This is a genomic window from Mesorhizobium sp. M1334, assembly GCF_040317995.1.
GTDB lineage: Bacteria > Pseudomonadota > Alphaproteobacteria > Rhizobiales > Rhizobiaceae > Mesorhizobium.
Window position 1 is genome coordinate 254,066 of sequence record NZ_JAMYLM010000001.1, and the last position, 20,645, is coordinate 274,710.

Genomic DNA, 20,645 nt, shown 5'->3' on the forward strand with positions numbered 1-20,645 from the left:
GCCCTTTTTGTTTCCGCCAACGCCAGCAAGAATTGACGGGAAGATTTCGCCGGCACGTCGCGCGACGGGCATGGCGGTTCGTTTTTCGCACTGCCTTTTCGCGGTTGCTTTGCTATGTGGCGGCTAAAGTTCCAGACAAAGGCCCTATCTCGATGACCCTCTCCGACGACAGCCGCTATCTCCGAGGCGGCCCGGTTGCCCAACGCATCATCGCCGGCGTGCGCGAGGACGCGGCGATCGCCACCGCCGAAGGCTTTCCGCCCAAGCTGGTGTCGATCACCGTCGGCGACACAGCGGCGGTCGACGTCTATGTCCGAAACCAGCGCGCCAAGGCGGGGCTTGCCGGCATCGGCTTCGAGGAAAGGCGCTTTCGCGCCGACATCACTGCCGGCGAACTCGAAGCGGCGATCCACGGCCTCAACGCCGACCCGCGCGTCACCGGCATCATCATCCAGCGACCGGTGCCGGTGCACATCCCGATAAAGACGCTGCAGGCGGCGGTGCATCCGCTCAAGGACGTCGAAGGCATGCATCCGGCCTCGATCGGCAACATCGTCTACAACCAGCTCGATCTGGCGCCCTGCACGGCGGCTGCCTCGGTCGAACTGCTCAAGGAAACCGGCCTCGACCTGAAGGGGCTCGAAGTGGTGGTCGTCGGCCATTCCGAGATCGTCGGCAAGCCGATCGCTTTCCTTTTGATGAGCGAAGGCGCGACGGTGACGGTCTGCCATCACATGACGCGCTCGGTGGCGGCACACGCACGCCGCGCCGACGCGCTGTTCGTCGCCGTCGGCAAGCCGCGGCTGATCAAGGCCGACATGGTCAAGCCGGGTGCGGCCGTCATCGATATCGGCATCAATTCGGAGATCGGGCCGGACGGCGAGAGCCGCATCGTCGGCGACGTCGATGCCGAGAGCGTCAGGCATGTCGCGTCGTGGATCACGCCGGTGCCGGGCGGCGTCGGCCCGATCACCGTGGCGATCCTGCTGCGCAACACCATGGTGGCGCTCAGTCGCCAGCGCGCACGCTACCAGGCAACCTACGGCACGGCGGACAGGCTGGCGGCCGAGTAGACGACTGGCGGATCACTCGGCCGCGATAGCCGCCCTCTCTTCGCGAACGCCTTCGGGCTTCGGCCCACCATAGGCCCAGTCGAGCAGCTTTATCGTATGGACCACCGGCAGCTTCGCGGCAGAGGCGATCTGGGTGATGCAGCCGATATTGCCGGTGGCGACGATGTCAGCGCCGGTCGCCTCGATATTCCTGACCTTGCGGTCGCGCAGCGTCGCCGAAATGCCGGGCTGCAGGATGTTGTAGGTGCCGGCAGAACCGCAGCACAAATGCCCTTCGCGCGGCTCGCGCACGACAAAGCCGGCACGGACCAGAAGCTCCTTCGGCTGGCGGGTGATCTTCTGGCCGTGCTGCATCGAGCAGGCCGAGTGATAGGCGACGACGGTGCCCGGCTTAACCACCGGCTCGGGCAGGTCGAGGCTCACGAGGTATTCGGTTATGTCCTTGGCCAGCGCCGAGACGCGCGCCGCCTTGCCGGCATAGGCCGGATCGAGGCGCATCATGAAGCCGTAATCCTTGATCGTGGTGCCACAGCCTGACGCGGTGATGACGATGGCATCGAGCCCGCCTTGCTCGATGGCGCGCGTCCAGGCATCGACATTCTGCCTGGCTGACGCCAGGGCAGCCGCTTCGCGGCCCATGTGATGCACCAGCGCGCCGCAGCAACCTTCGCCTTCCGGTACTACGACCTCGACGCCAAGCCGGGTCAGCAGCGAAATCGCCGTGTCGTTGATACCGGGATCGAGTACGGATTGCGCGCAGCCGGTGAGGATGGCGACGCGGCCATTTTTCTTCGGGCCCTGCCCCGCATGGACGCCCGGCGAGGCCATCGGCGAGACTGCCGGGACCGACGTCGGTGCGAGCTTGAGCATGGCGCCCAGAGGCCTCAAGGCATGGATTTTCTCAAACAGGCCGGCGAATGGCTGGCCGACCTTCGCCAGCTTGAGCGCCGCGCGGAAACGCGAGGGATAAGGCAGCACGAAGGCCAGCATGGCGCGGGTCAGACGATCGGCCAGCGGACGCTTGTAGGTCTCCTCGATGTGGGCGCGGGCGTGATCGACCAGATGCATGTAGTTGACGCCCGACGGGCAGGTGGTCATGCAGGCAAGGCAGGACAGGCAGCGGTCGATATGGGTGACGATCTCCTTGTCGGCCGGCCGGCCATTTTCCAGCATGTCCTTGATCAGGTAAATCCGGCCGCGCGGCGAATCCAGCTCGTTGCCGAGCGTCACATAGGTCGGGCAGGTGGCCGTGCAGAAGCCGCAATGCACGCATTTGCGCAGGATCTTCTCCGATTCCGCGACATGCGGATCGGCGAGCTGGGCAGCTGAGAAATTGGTCTGCACGTAAACAAATCCTTACCGTTTGAGCATGATCTTTTCCCAAAACCGGTACCCACTTTTGGGGATCACGCTCATAATCCCAGAAACCAGCTTTCCGGGTTCTTGACCGCTTCGCCGCGCTGCAGCGCCTGCAGGCCGAGAATGCAGCGGGCGATGAACCAGACGGCGACGGCGAAAATCAGCACGACACCGATGACAACGATCATCAGCAGCGCCGAGATCAGCGCATAGAGCAGGCCGATCCAGAAGGTGCGGATCAGGAATGTGTAATGGCTCTCGACGAAGCCGCCGGCCTTGCCGCGGTTGATATAGGCCAGGACGATGCCGACAATGCCGCTGACGCCGATGACAAGGCCGGCGAGATAGAGGATGTAGATGACCAGCGCATTGGTCGGACCGGGCTCCAGCCAGCGGTCGGTCTGGCGTGACGTACCGTTTTGGCCTGGATCGCTCATTGTGCTCCTCCCTCGGTTGCCGCGGCGAGAGTAGCAGAGCCTGCGCCCGGCGCCATACGGCCGGGATTGAGGATATTCTTCGGGTCGAATTCGGCCTTCAGCCGCGCCGACAGTGCTGCCAGTTGCGGCGCTTGCGGTTCGAACATGGGAACGGCAGCGCGGTGCGAGGGGGTTGCGCGCACCAGCGTCGCATGGCCGCCACCATGTCTTCTGACGAGGCCGCGCAACAGGCCGGCCTCGGGATCGTCCTGCTGCATGCGCAGCCAGATCAGCCCGCCCTGCCAATCGTAGAAGGCATCGACCGCGGCCTGCATGCGCAGCGCCAGCACCATCTGGTGGCCCTGTGACGGCGCCATCGAGACGCGCCACACAGGCCTTCCGCCGCCATCGGCGAACGGCGCGCAGTCGCGGATGTCACGCCAGACCGAATACGAGACCGAACCGGAAATCTCCTGCAGCGGCCCAGCGTCTTTCAGCAGGTCTTTCAGCGCGGCAATGCGGTAAGCGACCGACGGGCCGAAGCCCTCGATGCGCAGCAGCGTCGCCGCATCGCTGCCGAGACTGCCGTCAGCGACCCTAGCTGCGACCCGTTCGGGAAGATGGGCAGCGCTCGACACTTCCGCGCTGGAACCAAGCGCCAGCGCCATGGCGGCGACGGCATGATCGTCGAGCAGGCCGCGGATGGCGAGCGTGACTTCGGTCTCGGCGGCAGGCAGCACCTTGAAAGTGACGTCGGTGAACACCGCCAGCGTGCCCCAGCTGTTGGCCATCAGCTTGGACAGATCATAGCCGGTGACGTTCTTGACCACGCGGCCGCCGGACTTGAAGGCCTCGCCGCGCCCGGAAACGGCAGATATGCCGAGAATGTGGTCGCGCGCAGCACCGGCCTTCAGCCGGCGCGGGCCGGAAAGGTTCGCGGCAAGCACGCCGCCGATGGTGCCTCGTCCCGGCTCGCCGCCGAGCAGCGGGCCGTAATCCATCGGTTCGAAGGCCAGTTGCTGGCCGTTTTCGGCAAGCAGGCTTTCGATCTCGGCCAGCGGCGTCCCGGCCTTCGCCGACAGCACCAGCTCGGCCGGCTCGTAGAGCGTGACGCCGGAGAGTTTGGAAAGGTCGAGCGTATGCTCGCTCTGCTGCGGCCGGCCGATGCCGCGCTTGGAGCCGTGACCGAGGATTTCGAGCGGCGAGTCTTCCGCTGCGGCCCAGGCGACGGTGGAGAGGGTTTCCGCTGATGTGGTCGGGGTGAAGGTGGTCATGCGGCAGAACCACCAGTCGTAAATGACGAGAGGCCGCGATCCTTCCCACCCCCCTCTGTCCTGCCGGACATCTCCCCCGCAAGGGGGGAGATCGGATGTCGCTTAGGCTTTCGCCAACCATCAACGCTTGACGGCGAGCAGGACGTTGAAGCAGCCAATCTCCCCCCTTGCGGGGGAGATGTCCGGCAGGACAGAGGGGGGTGTCCGAGCGCCAACATACCCTCAAAACCTCGGAATGTCCGGAAACGCCACTTGCCCGCGATGCACGTGCATCCGCCCGAGTTCGGCGCATCGCCTCAGCTGCGGAAACACCTTGCCCGGGTTGAGCAGATGGTTGGGGTCGAAGGCGCATTTGACGCGCATCTGCTGGTCGAGGTCGATCTGGTTGAACATTTCCGGCATCAGGTCGCGCTTCTCGACGCCGACCCCGTGCTCGCCGGTCAGCACGCCGCCGACCTTGACGCAGAGCCGCAATATGTCGGCGCCGAAACTCTCCGCCTTCTCGAGTTCGCCCGGCACGTTGGCGTCGTAGAGGATGAGCGGGTGCAGATTGCCGTCGCCTGCGTGGAAGACATTGGCGACGCCGAGCCCGTATTTCTCCGACAGTTCGCGCATGCCGGCGAGCACGCGTGGCAGTTCCTTGCGCGGTATCGTGCCGTCCATGCAGTAATAGTCGGGCGAGATGCGGCCGACCGCCGGGAAAGCCGCCTTGCGGCCGGCCCAGAAACTCAGCCGCTCCTGCTCCGATTGCGAAATGCGGCATGTGGTCGAGCCGTTCCTATAGGCGATGGCTTCGACCAGGCCGATCAGGTGATCGACCTCGACACCCGGCCCGTCCAGCTCGACGATCAGCAGCGCCTCGACATCCAGGGGATAGCCGGCCTGAACGAAATCCTCTGCGGCGTGGATGGCCGGACGGTCCATCATCTCCATGCCGCCCGGGATGATGCCGGCGCCGATGATGTCGGCGACGCATCGGCCGGCCTGCTCGCTGGTCGGGAAACCGATCAGCAGGGCACGCGCCGTCTCCGGCTTCTTCAGGATGCGCACGGTGACCTCGGTGACGACGCCGAGCAGTCCTTCGGAGCCGGTCATCACGCCGAGCAGGTCGTAGCCTTCCGCGTCGAGATGGCTGCCGCCGAGGCGCACCACCTCGCCATTCATCAGCACCATCTCGATGCCGAGCACATTGTTGGCGGTTAGGCCGTATTTCAGGCAGTGCACGCCGCCGGAATTCTCCGCGACATTGCCGCCGATCGAGCAGGCGATCTGTGAGGATGGATCGGGGGCGTAATAGAAGCCCTCCCGCTCGACGGCGGTGGTGATGCCGAGATTGGTGACGCCGGGCTGGGCGACGACGACGCGGTTCTGAAAATCGATCTCGAGGATGCGGTTGAAGCGGCTCATCACCAGCAGCACCGCGTCTTCCAGCGGCAGCGCCCCGCCGGAGAGCGAGGTGCCGGAGCCGCGTGGGACGACGCGGATATTGCGGTCACTGCAATATTTCAGCACGCGCGAGACCTGCGCCACGGTTTGCGGCAGCACCACGACCAGCGGCAATTGCCGGTAGGCGGTGAGCCCGTCGCTCTCGAAGGCGCGCATCGCATTGGCTGCGTCGACGACGCCCTCGCCCGGCACGACGATGCGCATATCGGCGACGATCTCATCGCGCCGGCGCAGCGTGGCGTCGTCTGGTTTCGGCATCGCAAGACCGGACATCGACAGCCTCCTTCGATCGACTGGTAAAAATCTTTTACCAGCGACGGCAGTCGGTTGCAAATGCCGCTTTGGCCGGGATGGGAGGCCTATGGCCGGGACAGCCTTCCGCAGCGGCAATCTGCCGCTCTGCCCTTCACTACTCGCCGGGCTGCTTGCCTGGTTCGGAGTGCATGCGGCGGACGCGGCGCACGCCCCACCAGACGAGCACGACGGCGGGCGGCACCGAGGCGGCGGTGACCATTTCCGGCGCAAAGGCATGGCCGAAGATCGAGGCGCCCTTGGCGACGTAGCCGATGAGGCCGACGACATAGTAGGAGACGGCGGCGACCGAGAGGCCCTCCACCGTCTGCTGCAGCCGCAATTGCAGGCGGGCACGATTGTTCATCGATGCCAAGAGATCGCGGTTCTGCTTCTCGACCTCGACGTCGACCCAGGTGCGCAGCAGCGTGGTGGCACGGGTGAGCTTCGTCGACAGGTTGGCCTGACGCTCCTCGACCGAACGGCAGGTACGCATCGCCGGCGCCACGCGGCGCTGCAGAAAACCACCCCAGGTGTCGTAGCCGGGCACCGCCTCTTCGTCGAGCGCCTCCAGCCGTTCGCGCACGATGCCATCATAGGCGCGGCTGGCGCCGAAGCGGTAGAGGCTGGAGGCGGCATCGGCCTCCAGCTCGGCAGCCAGTTCGGTCAAGTCGGCAAGTAGCGTCTGGCTGTCGCGGGTCTCGGCGACCTTCATTTCCAGCGTGGTCTGAGCCAGCCTGTCTTCGATGCGGCGGGCGCGACCGGACAGCGTCAGCGCCAGCGGCAGCCCAAGCATGGCCAACGTGCGATAAGTCTCGATGTCGATCAGCCGCTGTGACAGTGCCCCGGTGCGCGCCGGGGTCAGGCCGCGGTCGAGCATCAGCATGCGGGTCAAGCCGTCGCCATCCTGGCGGAAATCGGTGACGATGGCCGCGTTGCCGCGCTCGACCAGCGAGTAGCACAGGCTGGTCGGGTCGAAGCCGGCGATCAGCCTCTCGTTCGCCGGCGTCCATTTGCGGATTTCCAGCCTGATGCCGGAAATCACCGTTCCCGGCGGCGAAAACCCGTTGCCGAAGGGTGTGTCTTCTTGCCCTCTGCCGTTTTCGGCGAGCGGTCCTTCCCAGAGGTAGGTCGAGAACTCCGTATGCCGTTCCCAGCGCAGCGAGCCCTTGCCCCATTTCATCGCGTGGTGGCGGGCGTGGGGGTCGGGCGCGGCGATGCCGAGGCGTCGCGACAATTCGGAAAGCACGGCCTGATCGACGCCGGATCCAGCTTCGGTCATGAAGGAAAGCTGCACCAGCACGCGCGGCTTTTCGACCAGCGGATGCGGCCGGGCGTGGACCTCGCCGAGCGCGCCCGGCCGCCCTTCATGCGCCGGAAAGCCCATGACGCTGCCGCCCACGGCTTTGGCGCGCAGCTGGAATTCGAGGTTGGACGGGTCGGCGTCTGGCACGGCTGGTCCCCCGGGCTTCTCTGAGCCCTTTTTGGCAATCATGTCTCTCTTGTTCACGGAAACGCCGAACCACTCCATCTCTTTGATTCTGCGCAATTCCGGACGGAAAACCGTTTCACACTTTTCCTGGAATTGCTCTAGAGGCAATCTCCAGAGGACGCAAACGGCCAGTTTAGCTTACGCTGATATGAAGCCGCGGCAGTGAACGGGCCCGGCCCCGGCGAATTGGATAAATAATTTGACCAGTTGGCGACGCTGGCTTTATCTTGCGCGACTTCGGTTCAACCCCCAGGCACCCCGTTTGAGCGACATTTTCTCCCGGATCGAGCATTCGCGCACCGCCGACGAGGTGGTGCAGCAGATCGAGAGCCTGATCCTCGAAGGCGTGTTGCGCACCGGCGACCGGCTGCCGGGCGAGCGCGAGCTGGCGCGGCAGTTCGAGGTGTCGCGGCCGATCCTGCGCGATGCCTTGAAAGCCTTGGAAGGGCGCGGGCTGTTGACGACACGGCCAGGCGGCGGCACCCATGTCGCCGATGTCATCGGCCAGCTGTTCACCAAGCCGGTGACCGACCTGATCTCGATGCATCGCAAGGCGGTGACCGACTATCTGGAGTACCGCCGCGAGATCGAGGCGGTGGCTGCCGAATATGCGGCGCGGCGTGCCACATCGGACGATCTGGCGCTGCTCGACCGCATCATGGCGCGCATGGACGAGGCGCACCGGACCGCCAATTTCGACGACGAGGCGGAAATCGACATCGAGTTCCATCACGCGATCTGCGAATGCGCGCACAACATCATCCTGCTGCACACGCTGCGCTCCTGTTATCGGCTGCTGTCGGAAGGCGTGTTCCAGAACCGGCGGCTGGTGTTCAACGTGCCGGGCGCGCGCGAGGCGCTGCTTTCGCAGCACCGGGCAATCTATGCGGCGGTCAAGGCCGGCGATCCGGCTGCGGCGCGGCAGGCGGCGATGGACCACATCTCCTACGTCGAACGATCGATGGCCGAGGCCGAGCGCAGCGGCGACTGGCAGCGCGTGTCGCGGCTGAGGCTCAGGCAACGCTCCGAGCCCGGTGACGGTGAGGCGGCAAGAAAACAGCCGTAGGCCCGCCCAGAAAATCCAACGACGAACCAGCGAAGAACCAGCGGAAAAAGATCCATGAGCAGCATTCTCACCATCGCCGACCTCAAGGACCTGGCGCGCCGCCGCGTGCCGAAGATGTTCTTCGACTACGCCGATTCCGGCGCCTGGACCGAAAGCACCTACCGCGCCAACGAAGAGGATTTCCAGAAGATCAAGTTCCGCCAGCGCGTGCTTGTCGACATGGACAACCGCTCGCTGGAATCGACCATGATCGGCGAGAAAGTGACGATGCCGGTGGCGCTGGCGCCGACCGGCATGACCGGCATGCAGCACCCGGACGGCGAGATGCTGGCCGCGCAGGCGGCGGAGGAGTTCGGTGTGCCGTTCACGCTGTCGACAATGAGCATCTGCTCGATCGAGGATGTCGCGTCGGTGACCAGGAAGCCGTTCTGGTTCCAGCTCTATGTGCTGCGCGACAAGGACTTCGTCTTCGATTTGATCGACCGCGCAAAAGCGGCGAAATGTTCGGCACTGGTGTTGACGCTCGACCTGCAGATCCTCGGTCAGCGCCACAAGGATATCCGCAACGGGCTTTCGGCGCCGCCGCGAATGACGCCGAAGCACATCTGGCAGATGGCGACAAGGCCGCGCTGGTGCGTCGGCATGGCCGGGACCAAGCGCCGAAGCTTCCGCAACATCGTCGGCCATGCCAAAGGCGTCGGCGACCTCGCCTCGCTGTCGTCCTGGACGAAGGAGCAGTTCGATCCGCATCTGTCGTGGAAGGACGTCGCCTGGATCAAGGAGCGCTGGGGCGGCAAGCTGATCCTGAAAGGCATACTCGACAAGGAAGACGCGCTGATGGCGGCCAGGACGGGCGCCGACGCGATCATCGTTTCCAACCATGGCGGCCGCCAGCTCGACGGCGCCTCGTCGTCGATCATGGCGCTGGAAGAGATCGCCGACGCCGTCGGCGACACGATCGAGGTGCACATGGACGGCGGCATCCGTTCCGGCCAGGACGTGCTCAAAGCATTGTGCCTCGGCGCCAAGGGCACCTATATCGGACGGCCTTTCCTGTACGGCCTCGGCGCACTCGGCAAGGAAGGGGTTACCAAGGCGCTGGAAATCATCCGCAAGGAGATGGACATAACGCTGGCACTGTGCGGAAAGCGTCTGGTCACCGACATGGGCAAGGATCAGCTCCGGCGCTAAAGTCCGTGACGGCATGACCACGGAGGCGACGCAGGCATTGACGGAGCCCGGCATTAATTTTTTCGAAGCGCGCGGACCGGAAGGTATGCGCCTCTATGCGATCGGCGATGTGCACGGTCGGCTTGACCTGCTGACCGCCATGCACCGCCGGATCGAGGGCGAGCTGGAGAGGAAGCCCATTGCCGATTGGCGCGTGATCCATCTCGGCGACTATGTCGACCGGGGTCCGGACTCCAAAGGCGTCATCGATTTCCTGATCGACGCGCAAAAACGCGATCCACGTCACCTGATGCTGGCCGGAAATCATGATCTCGGCTTCCTCGATTTTCTCGATGTCCCCGATCCGGACGGCCTGTTCATGCGCTATGGCGGCATCCAGACGGCGCTATCCTATGGTGTGTCGCTCGGTGGCAGCAGCGCCTGGTTTGGCCGCGCCGATGCGGCATTGCGGCAAGGGCACGCCGCACTGGTCGAGGCGGTGCCGCAGAACCATGTCGAGTTCCTGCGCTCGCTGGCCTTTTCAGTGACATTCGGCGACTTCTTCTTCTGTCATGCCGGCATCCGGCCCGGCATTGCGCTGGAAAGCCAGAGCCCGCAGGACCTGATCTGGATCCGCGAGGTCTTCCACGACCACACCGGCCTTCATCCCAAGATCGTGGTGCACGGCCATACGCCGGTGGCCAAGCCCGAGATCACCGGCAACCGCGTCAATGTCGACACCCTCGCCTGGCACTCAGGAAACCTCACCGCGCTCGTCGTGGACGGCGCGGAGAAACGGATCCTGACGGTGAAGGGTGAGCGGGCGTAGGTAAGGCGTGAGGTTATGTGCAGAGGGTCTAGCGAAGCGCGGCGGTGACGCCGTAGCCGTCGACGGCATTGTGGTTGTTGGCCGCGTCGGCGGAATAAATGCCGAGACCGCACAAGACGATAGCCGACAACATGGCAAAGGACAAAAAGGCTGCTTTCACGGACGTCATCTCTTGTTGAGCTTTCTGCATCTATGCACGAGCGGGTTACCAATGCGTTGAAACGCGAAATACGTCGCAAATGTCTGACGGTTTCGCGCTTCTAGGCATGTTCTGTATCGGCGGTGTGTCGCGCGGGTCACAGGAAAGGTTCATCGCGGTTGCACGCAAGATGCAGAGCGGGCGCCTTTTAGGCTGGCGGACTGACACAGGCCAAGGATGAAACGCGTTATCCCCGGCGGATTTGCCGCCGCGTGCCAAATATGCAACGTCGCCAAATACGTTGGCTGTATGAGCCGTCAGATGGTCGCCACCCAGGCGCGGGCGATGGCCAGGCCGGCGGCATCGGCTTGCGGTCCGTTGCGGGCCATTTCATCGTCGAGCAGGACGGCCCAATCGGGATGCCGCTCGGCGATCAGCGGTGCGAAGGAGGTGCTCCAGTCGCGCACCATCGGACTGTCGGCCTCGAAATGGAACTGGAAGCCGTAGATGGCGCGGCCGATGCGGAACGCCTGGTTCTCGGCGACGGCATTGCGGGCCAGCCGCACGGCAGTCTCGGGCAAGACAAAGGTGTCGTCGTGCCATTGGAAGATCGGGAATTTTTCAGGCAAGGCGGCGAGCACCGGATCGGCCTGCGCCGCCGCGGTGAGCGCGACCTGGTGCCAGCCGAACTCCGAGGCACCGCCTATCTGGTTCTCGCCGCCAAAGGCGCGCGCAACCAATTGGCTGCCGAGGCAGATGCCGAGCACCGCGCGGTCCCTGTCGGCAAAGTCGCGTGTCAGATCGAGCAGACCCGGGAAATAAGGGCAGAGCTCGTCGTCGAGCGCATTCTGGGCGCCGCCGAGCACCACCATGGCGTCATGCCAGCCGCTATCTTGCGGCAGCGCGTCGCCGCGATACGGCCGGCGCAGGTCGATATCGGCCCCCGCCTCGACAAGCGCCGCGCCGATCTGGCCAAGGCCCTCATTGTCGAAGTTCTGGACGACCAAGACCCGCATCGAAACCTGCTGACATGAAATTGATGCAGCGAGCGATATCATGGCGTCAGCATTGCAGCCAACAGGGAACGCCTATGCCACTGCAAAACCGGGTCGACCCGTTCGGCGCCATCCATGCCGTGCCGGAGCGCGGCCTGTTCATGGGCAATCGCGGCATCATTCACGACCCCGAGACGAGAACGCTGTTGAAGAAGCGCTGGGCGCTGCAAGCCTGGATCATCTGTGTCTGCGAATACGGCGACGTGCGGCGCGAGCCGATGGGGCGCAACCGGCAAAGCGACGACCAATTGGGCGGCAAGGCCGGCTGGACCGAGCTGTTTTTCCTCGACGAGGTGACGGCACTTGCCGCCGGGCACCGGCCCTGCTTCTTCTGCCGGCGCGAGCGGGCCAGGGATTTTGTCCAGCGCTTCGGCGACGCCTTCGGCCTTGCCGAGCCACGCGCGCCGCAGCTCGACAAGCGCCTGCACAAGGAGCGCCTGGCATCGGGCGGGCGGGCGCCGCGACTGAAACCGGAGGCGCTTGCGGACTTGCCGGACGGCTCGATGATCTCGTCAGGAAACAGGGCGTACGCCCTGTTTGACGGCGCCGCGCTGCCCTGGAGTTTCGGCGGCTATGGCGATCCGGTGGGATTCGGCGATTTTACCCACGGTCCAATCGGCATGCTCACGCCGGCGACAACTGTTTCCGTGCTGAAGCGTGGCTACAGACCTGTCTGGCACGCCAGCGCGGAGGCTTGACGCCGGCGACGGCCTCGCCCATTCCTCGGCGATGCGCGCCAATTACAAGATGCAGCGGCTATTCGTGCCGGACGAACTTGGACCGGATATCGAGTTCGACGTCGGCCAGCAGCAGAGCCATTATCTCTCGCATGTGCTGCGGCTCGGCGAAGGCGCCGAGGTTCTGGTCTTCAACGGGCGCGACGGCGAATGGTCGGCGGCAATCGCCGCGAAATCGAAGAAGGCGTTGCGCCTGAAGGCGATGGAGTTGCAGCGGCCGCAGCCGCCGCTGCCCGATCTCGTCTATTGCTTCGCGCCGCTGAAGCAAGGGCGGCTCGACTACCTCGTGCAAAAGGCGGTGGAGATGGGCGCCGGCATCCTGCAGCCGGTCATCACCCAGCACACGCAAGTGGCAAAACCCGGTATCGAGCGCCTGCGCGCCAATGTCGTCGAGGCGGCCGAGCAATGCGGCATATTGGCGGTGCCGGAACTGCGGGAAGCGGAAAAATTCGAGCGCCTGCTGGCGGGCTGGGACCGCGAGCGGCGGCTGATCTTCTGCGACGAGGATGCATCGACCAACAATCCCCTGCCGGCATTGCAGGCGGTGCGGGAGAGAAAGCTCGGTCTGCTGGTCGGGCCTGAGGGGGGCTTTTCCGACGAGGAGCGCAGGATGCTGAGAGCGCTGCCCTTCGTTACCGCCATTCCGCTCGGGCCGCGCATCCTGCGAGCGGATACGGCGGCAGTGGCGGCACTGGCGCTGATCCAGGCGACAATCGGCGATTGGTGATCAATTCCCGTTACCCTCTGGCTCAGGATTTTTCGCTTGATCGGCTACTGACATTTCGTCCATCTAGCGCCGGCAGTGGCCGCGTGTCCTTTCGGACGCGCAAAGGACGCTGTAGCATTTGATTGGGCACCTGATCCCTTCAGAAAATCGAAGCCGGTTTTCGGGGTCATGTGCGGAGGGCTATTATGGCGCGCGATACCACCGATTTCCGGCCGATCGAAGGCGTCGACGAACTCGTCGAGCACCTGGCCGAAGGCAACAAGCCGCGCGACAAATGGCGCATCGGCACCGAGCACGAGAAATTCCCGTTCTATGTCGACGGCAATGCCCCGGTGCCCTATGGCGGCGAGCGCGGCATCCGCGCAATCCTCGAAGGCATGCAGGACAAACTCGGCTGGGACCCGATCATGGATGCCGGCCGCATCATCGGACTGGTCGAGCCGACCGGTCAGGGCGCGATCTCGCTGGAGCCAGGCGGCCAGTTCGAGCTGTCCGGCGCGCCGCTGGAGACGATCCACCAGACCTGCCGCGAAGGCAATGCGCATCTGGCGCAGGTGCGCGAGATCGCCGAACCGATGGGCATTCGTTTTCTCGGCCTTGGCGGCAGCCCGAAATGGTCGCTGGCCGAGACGCCGAAAATGCCGAAATCGCGCTACGAGATCATGACCCGCTACATGCCCAAGGTCGGCACCAAGGGCCTCGACATGATGTACCGGACCTGCACGATCCAAGTGAACCTCGACTTCGAAAGCGAAGCCGACATGCGCCGCAAGATGCAGGTGTCGCTGAAATTGCAGCCACTGTCGACGGCGCTGTTTGCCAACTCGCCCTTCACCGAAAGCCGGCCGAACGGCTTGCAGAGCTGGCGCGGCGAGATCTGGCGCGACACCGACAATCAGCGCTCCGGCCTGCTCGAATTCTGCTTCTCGCCCGATTTCGGCTTTGCCGATTATGTCGAATGGGCGCTCGACGTGCCGATGTATTTCGTCATCCGCGACGGCCAGTACCATGACATGACGCACATCACCTTCCGCCAGTTCATGGCGGGGGCTGCCCGTGACGAACTGCCGGACGGGCTGCCGACGATGGGCGACTGGGCGAACCATCTGTCGACGCTGTTCCCGGACGTGCGGCTGAAGCGCTTTCTCGAAATGCGCGGCGCCGATGGCGGGCCGTGGCGGCGCATCTGCGCGCTGCCGGCCTTCTGGGTCGGGCTGCTCTACGACGCGGCGGCGCTCGACGCGGCCGAGGCGCTGACCTCGAGCTGGAGCTATGACGAGGTGCTGGCGATGCGCAACGCGGTGCCGCAACATGGCATTTCGGCGCCCTTCCGCAACACGACGTTGCGCGAGATCGCCCGCGACGTGCTCGTCATCTCGCGCATGGGACTGAAGAACCGTGGCCGCAAGAACCGCGACGGCTACGACGAGACCTCGTTCCTCAACACGCTGGACGAGGTCGTCGCGCGCGGCACGACCAGCGCCGAGGAGATGCTCTCCGCCTACCACACACGCTGGGGCGGCTCGATCGAGCCGGTATTCATGGAATACGCGTATTAACGCTTCGCAATCCGCATGAGCCACGGTCCGGCAAATTCGCTTCAATCAGTGATGGAAACGAACTAGGCTTCTCCAACGAGGATTTTCCCGGAGGAGAAAACAATGCCTTCCTTGTTCGATATTCTGGCACAGGCCCAGAACGGCAACGGCATGCAGGCGCTGGCCCAGCAGTTCGGGCTGTCGCAGCAGCAGACGCAGGCGGCGGTCGCGGCGCTGCTGCCGGCCTTTTCGCAGGGGCTCAAGCGCAACACGGCGGACCCTTACGGGCTCGGCTCCTTCATGACGGCGATGGCCAGCGGTCAGCACGCCAAATATTTCGACGATGCAAGCCGGGCCTTCTCGCCGCAGGGCCTCGATGAAGGCAACGGCATTCTCGGCCATTTGTTCGGCTCGAAGGACCTGTCGCGCGCAGTCGCCAGCCAGGCCGCGCAGGCGAGCGGCGTCAGCCAGCAGGTGCTGCAGCAGATGCTGCCGGCAATCGCCTCGATGATGATGGGCGGGCTGTTCAAGCAGACCACCAACCAGCTAGGCGGACAAATGCATGCGGCAGGCAGTGGCGGCAATCCGCTCGGCGAACTCATCGAGCAGATGATGCGGCAGGCGGGCGGCGGCAGCCAGGCGCCGGCCCCTCAGCCTGCGGCCCCCACGGATAACCCGCTCGGCAAGGTGCTGCAGGACATGTTCGGCGGCGGGCAGCAGCCCCAAAGCCAGCCGCAGCAGACACAGAACCCTTATGGTGACAATCCGCTCGGCAAGGTGCTGCAGGACATGTTCGGCGGCGGTGCACAACAGCCGCAGCAGCCGCAGAACCAGCCCCAGCAAACACAGAACCCCTATGGTGACAATCCGCTCGGCAAGGTGCTGCAGGACATGTTCGGCGGTGGCGCACAACAGTCTCAGCCGCGTCAGGCGCCGCAGCAGCCCCAGGCGCCGCAGCCGCAGGCCAATCCGAGCGGCAGGCCGAGAAATCCGTTCGACGACCTGTTCGGCAAAATGTTCGAGACAGGCGCCCAGCAGCGCGACGACTACCAGAAAGGCATGGAGTCGATCTTCGACCAGTTCAAGCAGGGCATGGGCCGGCGCTAGACCAGACACCGGCAACCAATCATCAGTGCCGCCCAAAAAAGAAAGCCCGGTCCTGGGAGGACCGGGCAGCGCGCAGGCTGGCCGGGGGGATCCGGCAGGGAGTGGGGAGCCTGCGTAACTTGGTGGCGTCGTGCCTCAAAAGGTTCAATGCGACCAAAATCGCAAATTTGTGCGATCACACCACCTTGCGGGCAAGATCCTCGATCGTTTCGGCGCGCTCGACCGCGATGACGCGAAGCCTTTCTGTCGGATCGCGGCCAAAGGGTACACTGACAGCGACGTGCAGGTCGGCGCGGGTCAGGCCGATGTCGGCGAGCTCGGCATCCGACATCTCGCCGAGGCGATAAAAGGCGCGGCGGTTTTTCCAGGCGCGGTAAACATTGGCAGCGGCATTGGCCACGCGCGTCGCAACGGCCGGACGCGAGGTGATGCGCGAGGTCTCGGTAGCGAAATCAAACGTAGCCATGTCGGTCTCCTTCACATTCGAACGGGCGAAACCGATCGATCGGGCGCTGGCAACAGCGGCCGTTCCGGCTTCGATTCACATGCGTTCATGTGGACAATCGGAATTTGCCATGGCCCGATTGATTAATCCAACGAATGTTTCTAATCTTTAGCATCAGCATCAATGATGGATTAGGCCAATGAAAGCGCCGCTCGATCTCGATCAGTTGCAGACCTTCATCTCGATTGTCGACACCGGCAGCTTTACCCGCGCGGCGGAAGCGGTGCATCGGACCCAGTCTGCGGTGTCGATGCAGATGCGGCGGCTGGAGGAACGGATCGGCAAGCCGCTGTTCGAAAAAGACGGCCGCACCAACAGGCTGACCGAGGAAGGCGACAGACTGCTCTCCTACGCAAGGCGGCTGCTCTATCTCAACAAGGAAACACTGGCCGCCTTCGACGACCGCCGGCTCGAAGGCACCATCCGCATCGGCACGCCGGATGACTATGCCGATCGCTTCCTGCCAGAGATCATGGCGCGGTTTGCCCGCTCCAACCCGCATGTCGAACTGACCGTTATCTGCGAACCGACGCCGGGACTGGTCGAACACATCAAGCGCGGCAATCTCGACCTGGCGCTGGTGACGCACAATGACGCGCGCGGCCAGTCGGAAGTGGTGCGGCGCGAACCGCTGCTGTGGGTTACCTCGGCCAACCACGCGACGCATGAGCAGCCGATCCTGCCGATGGCCTTCGGCCGGCCGAACTGCATCTGGCGGCGGGCCGCCGCCGACGTGCTCGACCAGCAGAGCCGCGACTATCGCATCCTGTTCACCAGCTTCTCTGCCACCGTCATCGCTGCGGCGGTGCTTTCCGGCCTGGCGATCTCGGTGCTGCCGGAATGCGCGCTGCGGCCCGGCATGCGGGTGCTGGGCGAGGCCGACGGTTTCGGCGCCCTGCCCGATTGCCGCATCGGCATCATGCGCGGCCAGACCTCGCGGCCGGAGATCGTCGACGCGCTTGCGCGCCACATTTCGGAAAGCCTCGACAATATTTCCGTGCCGCTCGGCGAGGAGACCGGCACGTTCGATTTCGCCGCCCTCGCCTTCGCCAAGATGAAACGGACGAAGCCGAACCAGATCCTGCCGGGCTGGTGATCGCGCGATTGGGGCCGACATCGAACACGGCCGCCTTGACGGCGGCCAACAACCGTTCCCCAATCGGCCGATGAGCGACGCAGCACCCGAATCACGCACCAACGCCACTGAGTATACGGTGAGCGAGATTTCCGGCGCGCTGAAGCGCACGGTCGAGGACGTCTTTGGCAATGTACGGGTGCGCGGCGAGATTTCCGGCTATCGCGGACCGCATTCCTCCGGCCATGCCTATTTCTGCCTGAAAGACGATCGCGCGCGGCTCGATGCCGTGGTGTGGAAGACCCCGATGAGCCGGCTGAAATTCCGTCCCGAGGAAGGCATGGAGGTGATCGCCACCGGCAGGCTCACCACCTATCCCGGAAAATCCAACTACCAGATCGTCATCGACAATCTCGAGCCGGCCGGTGCCGGTGCGCTGATGGCGCTGCTGGACGAGCGCAAGCGCCGGCTGCAGGCCGAAGGCCTGTTCGACGCGGCCCGCAAGCGGCGGCTGCCGTTCATGCCGCGCGTCATCGGCGTCGTCACCTCTCCGACAGGCGCCGTCATCCGCGATATCATCCACCGCATCAAGGACCGGTTTCCGCTGCACGTGCTCGTCTGGCCGGTGCGGGTGCAGGGCGAGACGGCTGGTGTGGAAGTGACCGCTGCCGTCAACGGCTTCAACGCACTGCCGTGGGACGGCGCCATCGCGCGGCCCGATCTGTTGATCGTGGCGCGCGGCGGCGGCAGCCTGGAGGATCTGTGGGGCTTCAACGACGAAGCGCTCGCCCGCGCCGTCGCCGCTTCGGGCATTCCCGTGATTTCCGCGGTCGGCCACGAGACCGACTGGACGCTGATCGATCTGGCAGCGGATGTGCGGGCGCCGACGCCGACAGGCGCCGCCGAGATCGCCGTACCGGTCAAAGTTGATCTCGAAGCGACGCTTGCCGGCCTTGGCGCGCGGTTGAAGACCGCACTGTCGCGCAATTTCGAACGCAAGCGGCAGGCGGCGCGCGCAGCCGCCCGGGCGCTGCCGTCGCCCGACCAGTTGCTGGCGCTGCCGCGGCGGCGCTTCGACGAGGCGACGAGCCGGCTCGGCAGGGCGCTGTCGGTCAGCGTCGAGCGCAAGCGGGCCAGGCTTCTGGGCCAGCGTCTGACACCGGCGACCTTGTCGCGGCGCATGAACGAAGCCCGCACACTGACCCGCCGCGACCTCGCCCGAGCGCAAGCGGCGTTCTTCGCCATCGTGCGCGAGCGTCGGGCACGGTTTTCGCGCACGGCCGCCAGACTGTCACCGGCGCCGATCGCCAGACGGCAGAAACTGCAAGGCGATGCCCTGCTGGCACTGACACGGCGGCAGGACCAGGCGATTTCGCGGCGGCTGGACCGTCTGCGTGGAAAACTGACGCAGGCCGATCGATTGCTGGCGACGCTGTCGCACAAGGCCGTGCTGGCGCGAGGCTTCGCACTGGTCAAGGATGCGGACGGCGCGGTGGTCAAGCGTTCGGCGGAGATCGTGTCGGGAATGGCGCTTTCGCTGGAGTTCGCCGACGGCACCGCCGATGCAGTCGCCATCAGTGGCACGGCGCGGCCGAAGGCGATTGCCAAGTCGGCAGCCAAGCTCAAGGCGCCGGGCGGCCAAGGCTCGCTTTTCTGAGGAAGACCAAGGCGCTTTTCTGAGGAAGAAATGACCGATCCGCATCTTACGACGCCCTCGGGCAAACTGCGTGCACGCGCCCTCGATATCCCATTCGAAGGCACGCCAGGCCGCTTCAATGCGATCACCGATGTGCCCGGCGTGACGGTCGGCTATACGACGCTGATCTCAGGGGACGGGCCGCTCGTTGTCGGCAAGGGTCCGGTACGCACCGGCGTGACCGCGATCCTGCCAAGGCCCAGAGACGAGTTGGCCGTCCCGGTGTTCGCCGGCGTGTTCAGCGCCAATGGCAATGGCGAGCTGACCGGCTCGCATCTGATAGAGGAGCTCGGAGCGTTCAATCTTCCCATCACCATCACCAACACGCATTCCTGCGGCGTCAGCCGCGACGCAACGTTGCGCTGGATGCAGACGGTGCTGCCGCACGCGCTCGACAGCGCCTGGGCGCTGCCGGTGGCGGGCGAGACTTATGATGGCTTTCTCAACGATATCAACGGCCATCATCTGAGCTTCGAGCACGTGTTTTCCGCGCTCGACACGGCTGAAAGCGGGCCGATCGACGAGGGCAGCGTCGGCGGCGGCACAGGCATGATCACCTTCGGCTTCAAAGCAGGGTCCGGCACATCCTCGCGCAGCGTCGACTGGAACGGAGAGCGTTTCACGATCGGCTGCTTCGTCCAGTCGAATTTCGGTGCAAGGCGAAACCTCGTCATCCGTGGCATCAGGGCCGGAGCGGAACTCGCCGAACCGGCGATCCGGGACAACACGCCGCGAGCGGAAAAGAGCTCGATCATCGCGATCGTCGCCACCGATGCGCCATTCATGCCGCACCAGTTGAAACGGCTGGCGAAACGCGTGCCCCTCGGGGTCGCGCTGACCGGCGGCTATGGATACAATTCGTCCGGCGATATTTTTCTTGCGTTCAGCACGGCCAATGCCGATGCGGCGCGCGGCGCGGCCGGCAAATTGGCCAGCGCCGGTTACATACCGGATGCCGACATCAACCCGTTCTTCGACGCCGTCATTCAGAGCGTGGAGGAAGCAATCCTCAATGCTTTGATCGCCAACGAAGACATGAGCGGGCGCGACGGCAATTTCGTGCCGGCGTTGCCGAAAACATGGCTCGAGGAGAGATTTGGCAAAGCTGCGCGGCGATGAGACCGCGCAACTGCATCAGACAGGCAATGTTCGCCCGGCAGGTTTTGCCGGAGGCGTCCGTCAGCCGGCAGGCTTATTGGAATTCTGCTCGTCCTGCTCGGCCTCGGCCGCCTCTTCGAGCCTCGAAGCAATGAGCTCCTGAATGTCACCGACCTCTTCCTGAATATCCTCCAGGGGTATGCCGGCTTCGGCAGCCTTGGCCGCGCATTCCCTGGCGAGGGTCTCGGCCTGCTTCTCGATTCTGGCTGGCGAGGGCTGGCAGTGGACTTTTTCGCCAATCCACCCGCGCAAGAACTCGATTGCGTGTTCACTCATACTGCTGTTTCCCTAGCGGCTATGCCGATTGGTAATCATAAACGTCGGCATCTTCGAAAAGATGCGTGCTGCCATTCGAGCCGAGTCGGCTTCGCCCGGCAAGCCGAACTTGTCCGAGGTCCACAGAGCCGAAGGGAATGGAGGGTTCAAGGAGCACGTTCTAGTTCTTGAGGACTGATTCTCTCGAGGAAACTCGTTCGACCCGCGCTATTGTTT

At 64.5% G+C, this 20,645-nt stretch carries 20 protein-coding genes; 11 read left to right on the forward strand and 9 right to left on the reverse strand.

The features are described 5' to 3' along the window. The first annotated feature begins 152 nt into the window (after positions 1-152). Positions 153-1,073 carry a bifunctional 5,10-methylenetetrahydrofolate dehydrogenase/5,10-methenyltetrahydrofolate cyclohydrolase gene (locus tag NKH17_RS01255; RefSeq protein ID WP_352506893.1) on the forward strand — a complete coding sequence of 307 codons (921 nt, stop codon included), beginning with the start codon at positions 153-155 and terminating at the stop codon, positions 1,071-1,073. 12 nt (positions 1,074-1,085) lie between these two features. On the opposite strand, the gene glcF is transcribed toward NKH17_RS01255, so the two are convergent. The 5 genes from glcF to NKH17_RS01280 all read right to left on the reverse strand — a co-directional run bounded on the left by glcF (position 1,086) and on the right by NKH17_RS01280 (position 7,312). Further along, positions 1,086-2,417 carry a glycolate oxidase subunit GlcF gene (gene glcF / locus NKH17_RS01260; protein ID WP_352898009.1) on the reverse strand — a complete coding sequence of 444 codons (1,332 nt, stop codon included), beginning with the start codon at positions 2,415-2,417 and terminating at the stop codon, positions 1,086-1,088. Between the two features lie 68 nt (positions 2,418-2,485). Beyond that, positions 2,486-2,869 carry a DUF4870 family protein gene (locus NKH17_RS01265; protein ID WP_352806154.1) on the reverse strand — a complete coding sequence of 128 codons (384 nt, stop codon included), beginning with the start codon at positions 2,867-2,869 and terminating at the stop codon, positions 2,486-2,488. Beyond that, positions 2,866-4,122 (reverse strand): FAD-binding protein, encoded by a 1,257-nt coding sequence (locus NKH17_RS01270; protein WP_352898012.1) that lies wholly within the window; start codon positions 4,120-4,122, stop codon positions 2,866-2,868. The genes NKH17_RS01265 and NKH17_RS01270 overlap by 4 nt, the downstream gene beginning before the upstream one ends. A 222-nt stretch (positions 4,123-4,344) precedes the next feature. Next, positions 4,345-5,841: an FAD-linked oxidase C-terminal domain-containing protein gene (locus NKH17_RS01275; RefSeq protein ID WP_352898015.1), complete on the reverse strand. Its 1,497-nt coding sequence runs from the start codon at positions 5,839-5,841 to the stop codon at positions 4,345-4,347. 136 nt (positions 5,842-5,977) lie between these two features. Next, a complete protein-coding gene (locus NKH17_RS01280) occupies positions 5,978-7,312 on the reverse strand; it encodes a DUF3422 family protein (RefSeq protein WP_352898018.1) in 1,335 nt (444 codons plus the stop codon). Positions 7,313-7,613: 301 nt separating this feature from the next. On the opposite strand from NKH17_RS01280, the gene NKH17_RS01285 reads away from it, so the two are divergent. From NKH17_RS01285 to NKH17_RS01295, 3 genes are read left to right on the forward strand one after another with little or no spacing between them, the layout of a single operon-like run. Then, positions 7,614-8,417, forward strand: a complete 804-nt coding sequence (locus NKH17_RS01285; RefSeq protein WP_254819312.1) for a FadR/GntR family transcriptional regulator — start codon at positions 7,614-7,616, stop codon at positions 8,415-8,417. A 54-nt stretch (positions 8,418-8,471) separates the two neighbouring features. Further along, positions 8,472-9,608 (forward strand): alpha-hydroxy acid oxidase, encoded by a 1,137-nt coding sequence (locus NKH17_RS01290; protein WP_254819311.1) that lies wholly within the window; start codon positions 8,472-8,474, stop codon positions 9,606-9,608. A 37-nt stretch (positions 9,609-9,645) separates the two neighbouring features. Beyond that, complete coding sequence (locus NKH17_RS01295; protein WP_352898094.1) at positions 9,646-10,416, forward strand: metallophosphoesterase; 771 nt, start codon at positions 9,646-9,648, stop codon at positions 10,414-10,416. Between the two features lie 28 nt (positions 10,417-10,444). Here the strand turns inward: NKH17_RS01295 and NKH17_RS01300 are convergent, their stop codons facing one another. Both NKH17_RS01300 and NKH17_RS01305 read right to left on the reverse strand, forming a co-directional pair. Next, entirely contained in the window at positions 10,445-10,576 is a 132-nt protein-coding gene (locus tag NKH17_RS01300) for a hypothetical protein (RefSeq protein WP_280952144.1), read from the reverse strand. A gap of 296 nt (positions 10,577-10,872) precedes the next feature. Continuing rightward, positions 10,873-11,571, reverse strand: a complete 699-nt coding sequence (locus NKH17_RS01305) for a type 1 glutamine amidotransferase (RefSeq protein WP_352898021.1) — start codon at positions 11,569-11,571, stop codon at positions 10,873-10,875. 74 nt (positions 11,572-11,645) lie between these two features. Between NKH17_RS01305 and NKH17_RS01310 the strand changes: the two genes are divergently transcribed. The 4 genes from NKH17_RS01310 to NKH17_RS01325 all read left to right on the forward strand — a co-directional run bounded on the left by NKH17_RS01310 (position 11,646) and on the right by NKH17_RS01325 (position 15,719). Next, the gene (locus tag NKH17_RS01310; RefSeq protein WP_254819309.1) at positions 11,646-12,308 is read left to right on the forward strand and encodes a hypothetical protein; all 663 of its coding nucleotides are present in this window, start codon (positions 11,646-11,648) and stop codon (positions 12,306-12,308) included. Between the two features lie 31 nt (positions 12,309-12,339). Further along, entirely contained in the window at positions 12,340-13,074 is a 735-nt protein-coding gene (locus NKH17_RS01315) for a 16S rRNA (uracil(1498)-N(3))-methyltransferase (protein ID WP_254819393.1), read from the forward strand. A 185-nt stretch (positions 13,075-13,259) separates the two neighbouring features. Next, entirely contained in the window at positions 13,260-14,633 is a 1,374-nt protein-coding gene (locus NKH17_RS01320) for a glutamate--cysteine ligase (RefSeq protein ID WP_352475833.1), read from the forward strand. Between the two features lie 102 nt (positions 14,634-14,735). Beyond that, positions 14,736-15,719, forward strand: a complete 984-nt coding sequence (locus NKH17_RS01325) for a DUF937 domain-containing protein (protein WP_352898026.1) — start codon at positions 14,736-14,738, stop codon at positions 15,717-15,719. Between the two features lie 175 nt (positions 15,720-15,894). Here NKH17_RS01325 and NKH17_RS01330 read toward each other — a convergent pair whose 3' ends face one another. After that, positions 15,895-16,185 (reverse strand): DUF1127 domain-containing protein, encoded by a 291-nt coding sequence (locus tag NKH17_RS01330; protein WP_352898029.1) that lies wholly within the window; start codon positions 16,183-16,185, stop codon positions 15,895-15,897. A gap of 178 nt (positions 16,186-16,363) precedes the next feature. Between NKH17_RS01330 and NKH17_RS01335 the strand changes: the two genes are divergently transcribed. From NKH17_RS01335 to NKH17_RS01345, 3 genes are all read left to right on the forward strand, one after another. Beyond that, positions 16,364-17,320, forward strand: coding sequence for a LysR substrate-binding domain-containing protein (locus NKH17_RS01335; protein WP_023680469.1), 957 nt, complete (start codon positions 16,364-16,366; stop codon positions 17,318-17,320). A 70-nt stretch (positions 17,321-17,390) separates the two neighbouring features. Next, positions 17,391-18,956, forward strand: a complete 1,566-nt coding sequence (gene xseA, locus NKH17_RS01340) for an exodeoxyribonuclease VII large subunit (RefSeq protein ID WP_352969928.1) — start codon at positions 17,391-17,393, stop codon at positions 18,954-18,956. Between the two features lie 30 nt (positions 18,957-18,986). Beyond that, on the forward strand, positions 18,987-20,114 hold the full coding sequence (locus NKH17_RS01345; protein ID WP_352898034.1) for a DmpA family aminopeptidase: 1,128 nt from the start codon (positions 18,987-18,989) through the stop codon (positions 20,112-20,114). A gap of 60 nt (positions 20,115-20,174) precedes the next feature. On the opposite strand, the gene NKH17_RS01350 is transcribed toward NKH17_RS01345, so the two are convergent. Beyond that, positions 20,175-20,429: a hypothetical protein gene (locus NKH17_RS01350; protein ID WP_352898036.1), complete on the reverse strand. Its 255-nt coding sequence runs from the start codon at positions 20,427-20,429 to the stop codon at positions 20,175-20,177. Positions 20,430-20,645 lie beyond the last annotated feature (216 nt).